The following is a 15,358-nucleotide window of genomic DNA, read 5'->3' on the forward strand; positions in this document are numbered from 1 at the left end:
TGGGCGCGCCGGTGTGTTTCCTGATAGAAACCTGTGAATGCACGCGTCGGACCAGGGTGAATGACGGGACGGCGACCGTCTCCTGAACCAAGGTCTCGAATGTGTAACACCGCGTGTTGCTGGCCCGATAGTGATGGGGAGCCTGGATTTGGCCAGGTTGTCGAGGTCGGTTTGGAGCACAGTGAATCAGATCACAGGGTTTGTCAGGTTCGGACCGATCAAATAGGCTCCGTTCGTTGCCGGAGTGCGGGACCCTGGTGTGGCGAAGCTGTGTGACAGCTGAGGTACCTGAGGTCGGGGCGTCCTCGTGGCCTATTGATTTCGAGGTGTGACAGCCAATGGCTGGGGCACTGGACAGAAAGAGAGTTGTATTCGATGCGCGTACGCAAGCCTTTCGGGCGAGCGGGATTCGGTAAGCGATTCGTCGCTGCCTTCGCCGCTGTGGCGACCATTGCGGGAGTCGGCGTTGTCGCCGGCACCGGCACCGCCGCCGCCTTTGGCACCGGCACGGGCTTTTCGCAGTGGTCCGTCAACGGTTGTGGCATGCCCGATGTCAAGGTCCGCTCGTGGAGCAGGCCGGGCAACTACAAGACGGTTGTCCTCCTCGACGGCCTGCGTGCGACCACCGACATCAGCGGCTGGGAACACGAGACCAACGTGCAGAACATGGTCGACCGCGGCGTCAACGTGGTCATGCCGGTCGGCGGAACCGCCAGCTTCTACAGCGACTGGGACGCGCCCAACAACTTCAACGGCCAGCCCTACGCCTACCGCTGGAACTGCGTGATCTCGAGGTCGCTGATCGCCGGGATGGATGCCCGGGGTCTGCGTGGTCCTTCGGGCAAGTACGCAATCGCCGGTCTCTCGATGGGCGGCAACGCGGCACTCGTCATCGGCGCGAACAACAAGCAGAACTTCTCGCACACCTTCTCGATGTCGGGTTACCTGAACCTGTCGGCTCCGGGCATGAAGTCGGCCATCCGTGTCGCTCTCCTCGACGCTGATGGTGGACCGTGGAACGCCGACAGCATGTGGGGCGCTCCGTGGAGCACCCGCTGGTACGACAACGACCCGTTTGTGCAGATCAACAAGATGCACGGACTGAAGGTTCGTGTCGCCTCAGGCAACGGTGGACTCGGCGGCTACAACGCCGGCCAGGGTCCGGTCGAGATCGTGCAGGGCGTGCCGCTCGAGTGGCTGTCGCTGGCCCAGACCCGCGCGTTCGAGGTGCAGGCACTCGTCAACGGTGTTGCGATCACCACCGACTACCCGCCGTCCGGTACCCACATGTGGGGCTACTGGCAGGACATGATGTGGCGGGCGCTGAACCAGGGATGGTTCCGCTAAGCAGTTCGCCGTGACTCACTAGTCACAAAAATCACACCAGTAACAGGTGTGGCAACCTCAAAACAGGACGTCCTACGTGTAAGAAACACGTAGGGCGTTCTGTTTTTTTGTCTGCCCCCGTTGTGAAGACCAAGTGCAGCGGACCTCGATGGGGAGTTCGGAGGCGAAGCGCAGCGGAGCTCGACCTGCGATTCGGAGACGGATCTCGACCGGATATCTGGATTGATCGTGACTTGAGGAGTAGAGGTACATGCGGCAGAGATTTGTGCGCGGTGCACTGGGACTGATGGCCGGCGCGGTGGCAGTGTCCACGGTGCTGGGAACGTCGACCGTGGCCGCCGCGCCTGTCCATGCGGCGCCTGGCCCGGTCTACAGCGCTCCCGCGGCGGTTCCCGGCGTCAAGATCACCAACACTTTCTGGTACTCCGACCGTCGTGTCGCGATGTGGGTGTACTCGCCGGCGATGGGCACCAACATCCAGGTGCAGTTGCTGCTGGCGCGTGACTGGAACTTCCGGCCGTCGAACACGTTCCCGCAGATGTACATGCTGGACGGTCTGCGGGCGCAGGAAGACCAGAACGGCTGGATCATCAACACCAACGTCGAGGACTTCTACAAGGACAAGAACGTCAACGTCGTCCTGCCGGTCGGCGGCGAGTCCAGTTTCTACACCGACTGGAAAGAGCCGAACAACGGCAAGAACTACAAGTGGGAGACCTTCCTCACGAAGGAACTGCCACCGCTCCTCGCGTCCCAGTGGCGCTCGTCGGACGTCCGAGGTGTCGAAGGTCTGTCCATGGGCGGCTCGGCCGCGATGATGCTCGCCGCACGGAACCCCGGCTTCTTCAAGTTCGCCGCATCGTTTTCCGGCATCCTGCAGCTCAGCTCGTTCGGTATGCCCCAGGCAGTCCAGTTCGCGTTGAACGATGCCGGCGGCTACGACGCATCGAAGATGTACGGTCCGCCGACAGATCCGGCCTGGAAAGAGCACGACCCGTACCTCCTTGCCGACAAATTGGCCGGCACCAGCCTCTATGTGTCGTCGGGCAACGGACTGGTCGGCCAGTACGACACCGTCTCGACCATCCCGTACCTGGCCACCAACTACGCGGGCGTCGGCCTCGAAGTGCTCTCTCGGGTGACCTCGCAGCAGTTCGCGAGCCGCCTCAACCAGCTCGGGGTCCGCGCGCAGGCCGTCTACCGTGACTCCGGAACCCACACGTGGCCCTACTGGCAGTTCGAGATGGAGCAGGCGTGGCCGCAGGCGGCCGGAGCTCTCGGTCTCGCTACCGACCGGCCCGCATGCAGCACCAGTGGTGCGATCGCGCCGGTCTACCAAGCGAACAAGTCGCTCGGTGAGTGCCTCACCCCGGAGTACGACGTGCCCGGTGGTCGCGCTCAGGATTTCCGTGGCGGCCGGATCATCTGGTCGGCCAAGACCGGAGCCCAGGTTGTCGGTGGCGGCATCGGCGGCGCGTACGTGGCCGCAGGCGGTCCCGGCGGCTGGCTCGGATTCCCGACCAGTGGCGAGCTGGGTACCCCGGACAAGATCGGCCGCTTCAACCGCTTCCAGAACGGCAACATCTACTGGACCGTGGCGACCGGCGCCCATCCCGTCGGCGGCGCCATCCTGGCCGATTGGGGCAAGAACGGATACGAGACCGGCTCCCTGAAGTACCCGACGGGGGACGAGCACAACACCCCGGGCGACAAGGGACGCGTACAGGATTTCCAGATCGGTTCGTATTACTGGAATTCCACCAACGGCGCTCATTCTGTGCAGGGCAAGATCTTCGAGAAGTACGCCGCGCTCGGATACGAAGGCGGCTGGCTGGGTTTCCCGACGACCAACGAGATCAGTCTCAAGGCCGGAGGCAAGCTCACCGCATTTGACGGCGGCAACATCTACTGGACCCCGGCCAAGGGTGCCTACGCCATCCCGCCCGGCCCGATCTTCGATGCGTGGGGCACTGCCGGCTACGAGAACGGCAAGCTCGGCTACCCCGTCAGCGATGTGGAGCCGATCACCGGTGGCACCAGGGTTCGTTTCGAGGGCGGTTCCATCGAGAACGTCAACGGTGTCGTCACGGTCAAATAATTCCCTCAGGTCGTTTGGGTAGCCTGGCGGAGGCCTTCGGGCACCAGACTGCAGAGCGACGCTCCCGCGAGGGCGTTGGACAAGGAAGTGACATGACAGGCAACATCATTCGGGCCGTGACCGTGGGCGCAGCACTGCTGGCGACGGCAGTGCTCGCCACCGGGTGCGGTGATGACGACTCGACCGCGTCGGCACCGACCAGCGCGGTGAGCACCACCAGCAGTGGCCCGGTGAGCACCACCTACAGCGCGGAGCCCTCGGCGATCCAGAGCGCTCCGTCGTCTGTGGTGACGTCGACTCAGGTGACGAGCAAGGCGCAGCCCGACGACACCGAGGGCCTGCCGGCAACCGGACCCGCTTCGGCCGAGGTTCCCGCCGGCGTCGACGCCGACGACAAGACCGAGGCGTACCTGGCCGAGCTGAAAAGGCAGGGCGTTTCGATCCCGAACGACCCTGACAACGCACTTGCGCTCAGTGCGGGCCAGACCGTCTGTGAGGGGAAGAAGCAGGGCACTCCTCCCGAGACTGTCAAGATCTTCGTGGTGCCGATCGTGGGATCGGGAACCACCGACGAGGCCAAGGCCAGCGCGGACGCCGACAAGGTGATCAAGGCCGCCGAGTTGAAGTTCTGCTGACCGGCCGACTGTGACATCACCCAACAGACGCAAGCGGAACAGACTGCTGCTCTTCGCCATCCTCGGTCTGGGGATCCTGAGCATCATCGCGGTGATACTCGTCGTGATCCTGATCATCAATCTGCTCAAACCAGAGCCGGGCGGGCCGCAAGGCCCGACGACGAAATCGCCGTCGAGTTCGGCTCCCCGACCCACAGCGCAACCGGCGGACTGTCCGGATGTGCAGGTGATCGTGGTGCCCGGTACGTGGGAGTCGAACAGCAACGACGACCCCTACAACCCGACCGCGAATCCGGAATCCTTGATGCTCAAGGTATCTGCCCCGCTGTCCAATGAGTTCGACGCGTCCCGCGCGGACGTCTACACCGTTCCGTACATTGCCGAGTTCCGGAATCCGGCCAACTTGGCGGACAAGCAGGCCGACTACGACGTCTCGCGCGCCGAAGGCACCGAGAGGACCCGTGCGAAGATCGCCGAGGTCGCTGCGAAGTGCGCGCTGACCAACTATGTACTGATGGGCTTTTCGCAGGGTGCAGTGATCGTGGGCGACATCGCGAGTGAGATCGGCAATGGACAGGGTCCTGTCGCGCAGGATCTGGTTCTCGGGGTGGGTCTGATCGCCGATGGCCGGCGCGAGCCGAATCAGGCACAGAACGCCGGCCCCAACCCGCCGGGGGTCGGTGCGGAGATCGCACTCGACATCTTGCCGATACCGGGAATCACTCTCACGGGCCCACGGCCCGGCGGTTTCGGTGAACTCACCGACCGTACGTACTCCCTCTGTGCGCCAGGTGATCTGATCTGTGACGCGCCGACGATCGCAAATCCCATCGCAGCCATAAACAAATTGATGAGTGCCATCAACAATCCGGTTCATGCGATGTACAACACGACGGTGCATTGGAGTGACAACGGTCAGCCGGCGACGGTGTGGATGACCGACTGGGCGCGGGGAGTCATCGACGAGGCGCCGTTCCCCAAACACGAATAGTCCGTTTTCCCGGTCGTGGTCCATTTTGAACCGCCTGGCCGCAGAAGTAACGTCTACTGCCGAACCGCTGGATGTCGGGTCAGCCGACGATCGCGGGCAATGCGTATGAGGTAGGAGAAGAGATGACTTCAGCTGCGGCGGACTCCGGTCTGCGTAAGTTCCGGTTCGGAGCCGGCGGCGAGGGCAACCGCGACGAGGGGGGTGCCCGCAAGTTCGTCAAGCTCGCGCAGACCGCCGAGGAGTACGGCTTCGACACCTTCGCAGTGCCCGATCACCTCGGCAACCAGGTCGGTCCGCTCGCCGCACTCGGTGCGCTGAGCCAGGCCACCGACCGGATCCGGCTCGCGACCTCCGTGCTGGCCAACGGCTACCGCCATCCGGCTCTGCTGGCCAAGGAGGCCACCACCATCGACGTGCTGTCGAAGGGACGCCTCGAGCTCGGTATCGGCGCGGGGTGGATGAAAGAGGAGTTCGACAAAGCCGGCATCGAGTTCGAGTCGCCGGGCGTCCGCATCCGTCGCCTGGACGAAGCGCTGACCATCCTCGACGGGCTGCTGCGTGGCGAAGAGGTCAATTTCTCGGGTGAGTTCTACAACATCAAGGGACTCGTCGGCAGCCCCCGGCCACGGCAGGGTCCCCGTCCGCCGATCGCTGTCGGCGGTGGCGGCCCCAAGATGCTGGCATTGGCGGCCAAGCACGCCGACATCATCTCTGTGGCCACCGGAACAACCGCCGACGGCAAGCTCCGGCTCTCGGACATGACGATGGAGAAAACCGTCGAACGTGTCGACCGGATCCGGCAGGCAGCCGGTGAACGGTTCAACGAGATCGAGCTGAACTGGACGATCGCCACGATCGTCATCACCGATGACCGCGAGGCGACCGCAGAGATGGCACTCGCCGCTCTTGACCAGGGATATCCGCCGAACATCGAGATGGATGTGAAGCTCTCGGTCGAGGACATATTGCAGTCGCCGTACCTGGCGTTCGGATCGTTCGAGCAGATCGCGGACCAGATCCGTGAGGTGCGCCGCCGCACCACGATGTCGTACGTCGGTGTGTTTCCGACGCAGATGGATGCGTTTGCACCCATCATCCCGCTGCTCAAAGGGGAGTAGAGGCGGGACACGCCCCCGGTGGCGTAGGTTGTCTTTCGGTCATCCGGCAGAGCCGGGTGTCGCGGCGATGGTGCCCAGTACTGTCGCCGGTACTATATGAAAGGTTTGGCTCGGACCGCCTTGGCTTCGAGTCCTATTTGGCTTGACATGAAAAGTAGGGAACCCTGTTGAAGACGAATCCGGAGGCGGTGTTCGGCGACTTGGCCGAAACGATGACGCCGCCGGTGGAGCGCGACAGCAACGGTGACCCGATTTGGGCCGGCGCCCCGGCCGCTATCAGGAGTGCGAATGAACAACGAGTTTGACCAGTTTCTGGACGAGAACGGCAATCTGTTCTTCACCGAAGATGCAACCCTGGTCGACTACGTGGAGCGCAATGTCGCCGAGCAGGCCGACACCCTTGCGTATCGGTTCATGGATTACAGCCGCGAGCGCGACGGCGAGGCCATCGACCTGACGTGGGCACAGTTCGGCAAGCGCCTGCGTGCGATCGCCGCGCGGCTGCAGCAGGTCACCCAGCCGGGTGACCGGGTGGCGATTCTTGCGCCCCAGTCGCTCGAGTACGTGATCGGCTTCTTCGGCGCGCTCTACGCCGGCAACATCGCGGTCCCGCTGTTCTCTCCGGACGAGCCCGGCCACACCGACCGGCTGACGGCCGTGCTGGCCGACTGCAAGCCGTCGGCGATCTTGACCTCGACGAAGTCGGCCGAGGCAGTGCGCGACTTCTTCAAGCCGCTGCCCGCCAAAGAGCGTCCCCGTGTCATCGCCATCGACGCCGTCCCCGACTCGGTCGGCGAGACCTGGGTCCGTCCGACCCCGAAGCTGCACGATGCCGCGTATCTGCAATACACGTCGGGTTCGACGCGCATTCCGGCCGGCGTGATCATCACGTATGAGTCCGTGGCCGCGAATGCGCTGCAGATGATCGATGCCATCGAGTTCGACCACAACTCGCGTGGTGTGACCTGGCTGCCGATGTTCCACGACATGGGTCTGTTGACGGTGATCCTGCCGGCGCTGGGTGGCAAATACATCACGATCATGAGCCCGCAGGCGTTCGTGCGCCGGCCGGGACGCTGGATCCAGGAACTGGCAGCCATGGCCGACCGTGCGGACACCTTCGCCGCGGCGCCCAACTTCGCCTTCGAACACGCCGCCGCGCGCGGTCTGCCCAAGGCCGGCGAGAACATCGACCTGAGCAACGTGATCGGTCTGATCAACGGCAGCGAGCCGGTGACGGTCAGCTCGATGAAGAAGTTCAACGACGCGTTCGGCCCGTACGGCCTCCCGAAGACGGCCATCAAGCCGTCGTACGGCATGGCCGAGGCCACGCTGTTCGTCTCGTCGACCAAGCGCGACAACGAGGCGAAGATCATCTACGTCGATCGAGATGAGCTCAACCGCGGTCAGTTCAAGCTGGTCGACCAGGATGCACCGGGTGCGGTGGCGCAGGTGTCGTGTGGGCAGGTCTCGGTGAGCCAGTGGGCCGTGATCGCCGACTCGGAGACCGCCACCGAGCGGCCCGATGGGCATGTCGGTGAGATCTGGTTGCACGGTATGAACATCGGACACGGCTACTGGGGTCGCCCGGAAGAGACCGAAGAAACCTTCAACAACTTCCTGACGACCCCGTTGACGGAAGGCAGCCACAGCGTCGGCGCCCCGGACGGTGCCAAGTGGATGAAGACCGGCGACTACGGCGTCTGGCACGAGAACGAGCTGTACATCACCGGCCGCGTCAAGGACCTCGTCATCGTCGACGGCCGCAACCACTACCCGCAGGACCTCGAGTTCTCGGCCCAGGAAGCCAGCGGAGCGCTGCGCCCCGGATTCGTGGCGGCCTTCGCCGTGCCGGCCAACGAGCTTCCCGACGTGGTGTTCGAGAACTCCGCCAGCGGATTGAAGTTCGACGCCGATGATGCCTCGGAGCAGTTGGTCATCGTGGGCGAGCGTGGACCGGGCAAGAAGGTCGATCCACAGGAAGTTGCCGACACCGTGCGCGCGTCGGTGGCCCAGCGCCACGGCGTGATGGCCCGCGACGTGCTGATGGTCCCGGCGGGTTCGATCCCGCGGACCTCCAGCGGCAAGATCGCCCGACGGGCATGTAAGGCGGCGTACATCGACGGGACCCTGCGTGGTGGCTACCAGCAGACCGCGTTCCCCGATGCGCCGATCGAGAACCAATAGTTTGGAATCCCCGATGCCTGAACTGAATAACGAGCCGGGAGACGAAGCGGAGCGGAGCTCGACCCCTGTGCCGGGAGACGAAGCGGAGCGGAGCTCGACCCCTGTGCCGGGAGACGAAGCGGAGCGGAGCTCGACCCCTGTGCCGGGAGACGAAGCGGAGCGGAGCTCGACCCCTGATGTGGCGTCGACTGCCGATGAGAAGGCCGGGGACATGACGGTCTCGGAGCTGCGTGAGTGGCTGCGTGGCTGGGTCTCGGAGACCACGGGTCTGCCGCTCGATCAGGTGTCGGACGACCGGCCGATGGAAGAGTTCGGGCTGTCGTCCCGTGACGCCGTGGCGTTGTCCGGTGACATCGAGGACAAGACCGGGGTGATCCTGACGGCCACGGTGGCCTACCAGCATCCGACCATCGCGTCGTTGGCGAAGCGCATCATCGAGGGTGATCCCGATGAGGGCCGCGAGGACGATGACGATGCCGAGCGTTATCAGCGTGTGCGCGGTGCCGAGGACGACATCGCGATCGTCGGTGTGTCGACACGTTTCCCGAAGGCCGGACACACACCAGAGTCGACGTGGGATCTGCTGATCAACGGCGGCGATGGCATCAGTGATCTGCCCGCCGATCGTTGGACCGAGTTCAAGTCCGAACCCCGGATCGCCAAGATCCTGGCGGAGGCCAACCTCAACGGTGGCTACCTCGACGACGTCAAGGGCTTCGACGCCGACTTCTTCCAGATGTCGCCGCGTGAGGTCGAGATGGTCGATCCGCAGCAGCGCCTGGCGCTGGAACTGACGTGGGAGGCGCTCGAGCACGCGCACATCCCGGCCAGCGATCTCAAGGGTGGTCAGGTCGGTGTCTTCATCGGCAGTTCGACCAACGATTATCAGATGCTTGCGGTCTCCGATCCTGAAGGATCAGGGGAGACCGCCGCGTACGCACTCACCGGAACGTCCACTTCCATTGTGGCCGGCCGTGTTTCGTACTACTTCGATTTCCGGGGGCCGTCGATCGCACTCGACACCGCCTGCTCGTCGTCGCTGGTGGCGGTTCACCAGGCCGTCCGCAGCCTGCGTACCGGCGAGTCGGACGTGGCGCTGGCCGGTGGCGTGAACATGCTCATCACCCCGGCTGCGACACTCGGCTTCGATTCGATCGGTGTGCAGTCGAAAGATGGCCGGATCAAGGCCTTCTCGTCTGATGCCGACGGAATGATCCGGGCCGAGGGTGGTGGACTCCTTGTCCTCAAACGCCTCTCGGATGCGCGCCGTGACGGCGACAAGGTGCTGGCCGTGGTCGCGGGTTCGGCAGTCAACTCCGACGGGCGTTCCAACGGACTTCCGGCTCCCAATCCCGAGGCCCAGGTCGAGGTGCTGCGCAGCGCGTACACCGACGCGGCCATCAACCCTCGCGACGTCGATTACATCGAAGCCCACGGCACCGGAACGATTCTCGGTGATCCGATCGAGGCCGATGCGCTCGGACGTGTCGTCGGGCGTGGGCGCGACGCCGACAAGCCCGCGCTGCTGGGTTCGGCGAAGACCAACTTCGGTCACCTCGAGGCCGCTGCCGGTGCTGCCGGTCTCATCAAGGTCGTTCTGGCCTTGGGGGAGAACAAGTTGCCGCCATCGCTGAACTATGTCGGTCCCAACCCGTACATCCAGTTCGATGCGTTGCACCTCAATGTGATCCCCGAGGCCACCGACTGGCCGCGTTACTCGGGTCATGCGGTCGCCGGTGTCTCCGGCTTCGGCTTCGGTGGCACCAACGCGCACGTGGTGATCCGTGAGGTGACTCCCGAAGACCTGGCCGAGCCCGTTGCCGATGACACCGAACCTGTTGTCGCACAGGCGGTTGTCGATGATTTCCTCGACGATGACGACGAGGAGGAGTTCCTGACCGAGGCCGAGCGTGCTGCGCTCGGTCAGTTGGCTGCTGCCCCGAAGGTCGCGGAGACCGCAGCAGCCGACGTCGATCCGACGCAGGGTTTCGCCCCGTGTGCGGTCGAGGGTTCGGTTGTCCCGCTTGTTGTCTCAGGATTTGTGCCGTCGCGTCGCCGCAAGGCTGCCGCGGATCTGGCCGACTGGCTCGAGACCGATGAGGCCAAGGCGACGCCGCTGGTCGACATCGGCCGCGCGCTGGCGCATCGCAACCACGGCCGTACCCGTTCCGTGGTGATGGCGCGCAGTCACGAAGATGCGCTCAAAGGCATGCGTGCGATCGCCGACAACAAGAACTCGCCGATCGTCTACACCTCCGACACACCGGATGCCGCGTCGGCGGTCTGGCTGCTGTCCGGCTTCGGGTCGCAGCACCGGAAGATGGCCAAGCAGCTCTACACCGAGAACCCGATCTTCGCCGCGGCGGTCGACAAGGTCGACAAGCTGATCGAAGACGAACTCGGCTACTCGATTGTCGAGCAGTTCCTCGACGATTCGGTCACCTACGAGATCGAGACCTCTCAGGTCGGTATCTTCACCATCCAGGTCGGCCTGGCCGAGCTGCTGCGCCACCATGGCGCCGATGCCGGTGTGGTGGTTGGACATTCGATGGGTGAGGCCGCGGGCGCCTACATCACCGGCGGTCTGTCGCTCGGTGATGCGGTCCGTGTCATCTGTCAGCGTTCACGCCTGATGGGTGAGGCCGAGGCGACGTTGACCGGTGACAACATCAGGTTGATGGCCCTCGTGGAGTACAGCTCCGACGACATCGCCGGAGTGCTCGTCGACTACCCCGATCTCGAGATCTGCGTCTATGCCGCGCCCACGCACACGGTGATCGGCGGCCCCGAGCCCCAGGTCGACGCGATCGTGGCGCGCGCCGAGAGTGAAGGCAAACTCGGCCGCAAGCTGGCGACCAAGGGCGCCAGCCACACGTCGCAGACCGACCCCCTCCTGGGTGAACTCGCCTACGAGCTCACCGGTATCGAGCCGTTGCGGCCGAAGATCGGCTTCTACAGCTCGGTCGATCGCGAAGAGTACTACCGCCCCGGAAGCGATCCGGTGCACGCGGTCGAGTACTGGACCAAGGGACTGCGGCACAGCGTCTGGTTCTCCCAGGCCGTGTCGAAGGCCGTCGAGAACGGGCACACCACATTTGTGGAGTTGTCGCCGAACCCGGCTGTGCTGATCTCGGTCGCTGCAGTGACCTTCGGTGCCGGTATCCACGACGCCGAACTCATCGAAACCTTGCGACGCAAGGAAGACGAGAGCTACGGCGTGATCAATGCGTTGATGAAGCTCTACGTCCACGGACATTCGATGGATGTCGGAACACTGTTCGGACAAGGCGATTTCGCCGCGATCCCGCGGACCCGTTTCGAACGCAAGCCGTACTGGCTGACCGCATCGATCTCCGGTGGATCCGGTGATGGACGTATCCCGGGCTCGCACGTTGCACTGCCCGATGGTCGCCACGTGTGGCAGGTGACTGCCTCGGCCGCAACCGATCTGACCGAACTGGTGAAAGCAGCTGCCGAGCAGGTGCTTTCGGACGTCGCGATCACCGCCGTCGTGCCTTATGGCGAGGCAGTCGGCGCGAGCACGTTGACGACCACGCTCACGCCTCATCCCGGCGGCGCCGGTGTGCAGGTGCACGGCGCCGAAGCCACGTCGTTCCGGTTGCTGCTCGACGCAGTGGTGACGGCCGGCGGAGTGCCGGTTGCCGCGCCGATCTTGACTCCGGCCGCGGAAGCGGCGCAGAACTCGGGATTCGTCGACAACACCGTCATCACCGACCCGGAGGTCAGCGACGAGATCGGTGCCCGCTGGGATCCGAATTCCGGTGAGAGCATTGATGATCGACTGGCACAGATCGTCGCCGAGTCCATGGGCTACGAAGCCGAGGACCTGCCGCGGGAGATCCCGCTGATCGAGCTCGGACTCGATTCGCTGATGGCCATGCGCATCAAGAACCGGGCCGAGTGGGAGTTCGACATCCCGCAGTTGCAGCTGCAGGCGATGCGTGAGGCCAACCTGCAAGATGTGGTCAAGTTCGTCACGTACGCGGTGGAGCACCGCGATGAGGTGCAGGCACTTGCTGACCAGGCCGAAGGGCAGGGCGAGATCGACACTGCTGCACTGGCCGAGCTCATCAACGCCGACACGACTGCGACTCCGGCCGAGACTGCGCCCCAGCCGGAACCAGAGGTCGCTCCGGTCGAGGTCGCCACGGAGACGAAGGTCGAACCTGCTGCTCCTGCAGAAGCCGCCGCTCCCGTAGCTGCTGCCGCTGCCGCACCGGCGAATCTGAAGAGTCAGGCCGACGTCGCAGCCGCTGCCGGTGCCGATGTGCCGCCGCGAGATGCCGCCGAGCGGTTGACGTTTGGTGTGTGGGCGGTGGTGACCGGAAAGTCTGCCGGCGGCATCTTCAATTCGCTGCCCGTGCTCGACGAGGAGACCGCGGAGAAGCTGACCGCGCGTCTGTCCGAGCGGGCCGGCGGAGAGCTCGATGTCGAGGATGTCATCGACTCCGACAACATCGAGACGATGTCGAACTACGTGCGTGAGCACCTCGAAGGTGGTCTCGTCGACGGATTCGTCCGCTACCTGCGGACACCGGAGAAGACCGACCGCAAGCCTGTTCTGGTGTTCCACCCGGCGGGTGGTTCGACCTCGGCGTACGAGCAGCTGCTCAAGAAGCTTCCCGACGATGTGCCGGTGATCGGATTCGATCGTGTCGAGGGCAGCATCGAAGAGCGCGTGAAGCAGTACTACCCGAAGCTCAAAGAGGTTCAGCCGGAAGGTCCGTACACCCTGGTCGGCTGGTCGCTCGGTGGTGCGCTCGCCTACGGCTGCGCGCAGATGCTGACCGAACAGGGCGACGAGGTTGCCTTTGTGGGTCTGATCGACGTGGTCCGCCCGTCCGAGCCGATCCTCGATACGCCGGAAGCCAAGCGCGCACGGTTGGAGCGCTACTACGACTTCGCCAAGCGCACATACGGTCTCGACGATGCGCCGCTGCCGATGGACCGCTTGGTGGATGCCGACGACGAGGGCCAGTTCCGCATCATCATGGAGATGCTGGCGATGAGTGACGCCAAGATCCCCGGTGGCATCATCGAGCACCAGCGCACCAGCTTCCTCGACAACCGTGCTCTGACGACCGTGGAGCCGACGCGGTTCGACGGCAAGGTTGTGCTCTACCGTGCCGACCGGATGCACGAGGGTGCAATCGAACTCGAGCCGCAGTGGGCACATATCGACGAAGACGGTCGATGGGGTGAGGTCGTCGACGACCTCGACATCGTTCACGTCGGCGGCGACCATCTCTCGATCGTCGATGAGCCCTACATCGGAATTATCGGTGCCGATCTGACCACCCGGTTGGATGGGCTCGCAGGAAGTGACCTTCAGTGACTGACACCACCGCCGGCAAACTCAAAGAACTTCGCGAGAAGCTCGAGGCGGCAAAGGAACCCGGTGGGCAGCGAGCTGTCGCCAAGCGAGCGGAGAAGGGCATCGGATCGCCGCGAGAGCGGTTGAACATGCTGTTCGATCCGGGCACATTTGTGGAGATCGGTCAGCTGGCCAAGATGCCGGGTGCTGCGGAAAGCGGTTACGGCGACGGTGTCGTCACCGGCCACGGAATGGTCAATGGCCGTCCGGTGGCAGCCTTTTCGCACGATCAGACCGTCTTCGGCGGCACGGTCGGCGAGATGTTCGGTCGCAAGGTCGCGGCGATCATGGAGTGGGCGGCCAAGATCGGTTGCCCGATGGTCGGTATCAACGACTCGGCCGGTGCCCGGATCCAGGACGCGGTCACGTCGTTGGCCTGGTACGCCGAGATGGGTCGCCGTAGCGACCTGCTGTCGGGTATGGCCCCGCAGGTTTCCGTGATCCTCGGCAAGTGCGCCGGTGGTGCGGTGTACAGCCCCGCCAACACCGACATCCTCGTGGGCGTCAAGGACCAGAGCTACATGTTCGTCACCGGGCCCGATGTGCTGAAACAGGTGACCGGCGAGGATGTTTCAGCCGAAGACCTCGGTGGTTCGTACAACCAGGCGGCCTGGGGCAACATTCATCACCTGGCCGACGACGAGAAGGCCGCCTTCGACTGGGTCCGTGAGTACCTCGAGTACATGCCGTCGACCTGCTACGAGCGGGCACCGATCATCAACCCGGGCCTCGAACCCGAGGTCACCGAGAGCGACCTGTCGCTCAACAGCTTCCTGCCCGACAGTGACAACGCCGGTTACGACATCCGCGACATCATCATCCGGGTGTTCGACGACGGTGCGTTCCACGAGGTCGGCGAGCTGTTCGCGGCCAACATCGTCACCGGTTTCGCGCGGATCGACGGCACGTCGGTGGGTGTTGTCGCCAACCAGCCCAACGTGTTGTCCGGTGTGCTCGATACGGATTCGTCCGAGAAGGCCGCGCGGTTCGTGCGTATCTGCAACGCCTACAACATCCCGCTCATCTTCCTGGTGGATACACCGGGCATCCTGCCGGGGCTCGAAGAGGAGCGTAAGGGCACGATCCGCCGGTCGGGTCGCTTCCTCTACGCCTATGTCGAGGCCGACGTCCCGAAGATCACCGTGGTCCTTCGCAAGGCCTACGGCGGCGCGTACGCGGTGATGGGCAGCAAGCAGCTCGGTGCCGACCTCAACTTCGCCTGGCCGACGGCCAAGATCGCGGTGATGGGTGCGGAGTCGGCGGCGGCGGTCCTGACCCGCAAGCAGACCGAGAACGCCACCCCGGAAGACGCTGCGAAGATCCGCAAAGACTTCATCGACTTCTACAACACCGCGATGGCCACACCGTACCTGGCAGCCGAACGCGGATACATCGATGCCGTCATCGAGCCGGCGAACACCCGGCTGGAACTGCGGCGAGCGTTGGCTCAGCTGAAGGACAAGCAGGTTCTCCGCACCCCGCGCAAGCACTTCCTGATGCCGATCTGACGTTTCGAACCGCGGCTGCGTAGACGGTTTGCCGCGTATTGTGATCTTCCACGATCGCCCTACCGACTTTCGTGGAGTG

8 protein-coding genes are annotated in these 15,358 nt (G+C 64.2%); all 8 read left to right on the forward strand.

Going from position 1 to position 15,358, the window contains the following annotated elements; all coding sequences use genetic code 11:
* The first annotated feature begins 375 nt into the window (after positions 1–375).
* Complete coding sequence (locus tag H290_RS0109265; RefSeq protein WP_020106519.1) at positions 376–1,347, forward strand: alpha/beta hydrolase family protein; 972 nt, start codon at positions 376–378, stop codon at positions 1,345–1,347.
* Between the two features lie 250 nt (positions 1,348–1,597).
* Positions 1,598–3,445 carry an alpha/beta hydrolase-fold protein gene (locus H290_RS0109270; RefSeq protein WP_020106520.1) on the forward strand — a complete coding sequence of 616 codons (1,848 nt, stop codon included), beginning with the start codon at positions 1,598–1,600 and terminating at the stop codon, positions 3,443–3,445.
* Positions 3,446–3,537: 92 nt separating this feature from the next.
* Entirely contained in the window at positions 3,538–4,080 is a 543-nt protein-coding gene (locus H290_RS0109275; protein WP_020106521.1) for a DUF732 domain-containing protein, read from the forward strand.
* A gap of 10 nt (positions 4,081–4,090) precedes the next feature.
* A complete protein-coding gene (locus H290_RS0109280; protein ID WP_020106522.1) occupies positions 4,091–5,071 on the forward strand; it encodes a cutinase family protein in 981 nt (326 codons plus the stop codon).
* Between the two features lie 122 nt (positions 5,072–5,193).
* Entirely contained in the window at positions 5,194–6,189 is a 996-nt protein-coding gene (locus H290_RS0109285) for an LLM class F420-dependent oxidoreductase (protein ID WP_028462981.1), read from the forward strand.
* 288 nt (positions 6,190–6,477) lie between these two features.
* Positions 6,478–8,376, forward strand: a complete 1,899-nt coding sequence (fadD32, locus tag H290_RS0109290; protein WP_020106524.1) for a long-chain-fatty-acid--AMP ligase FadD32 — start codon at positions 6,478–6,480, stop codon at positions 8,374–8,376.
* A 211-nt stretch (positions 8,377–8,587) separates the two neighbouring features.
* On the forward strand, positions 8,588–13,732 hold the full coding sequence (pks13, locus tag H290_RS0109295) for a polyketide synthase Pks13 (RefSeq protein WP_196809529.1): 5,145 nt from the start codon (positions 8,588–8,590) through the stop codon (positions 13,730–13,732).
* Positions 13,729–15,279 (forward strand): acyl-CoA carboxylase subunit beta, encoded by a 1,551-nt coding sequence (locus tag H290_RS0109300; protein ID WP_020106526.1) that lies wholly within the window; start codon positions 13,729–13,731, stop codon positions 15,277–15,279. The genes pks13 and H290_RS0109300 overlap by 4 nt, the downstream gene beginning before the upstream one ends.
* Positions 15,280–15,358: the final 79 nt, after the last annotated feature.

It is taken from the genome of Nocardia sp. 348MFTsu5.1 (genome assembly GCF_000383535.1).
In the GTDB taxonomy this organism is placed as follows: Bacteria; Actinomycetota; Actinomycetes; order Mycobacteriales; family Mycobacteriaceae; genus Williamsia; species Williamsia faeni.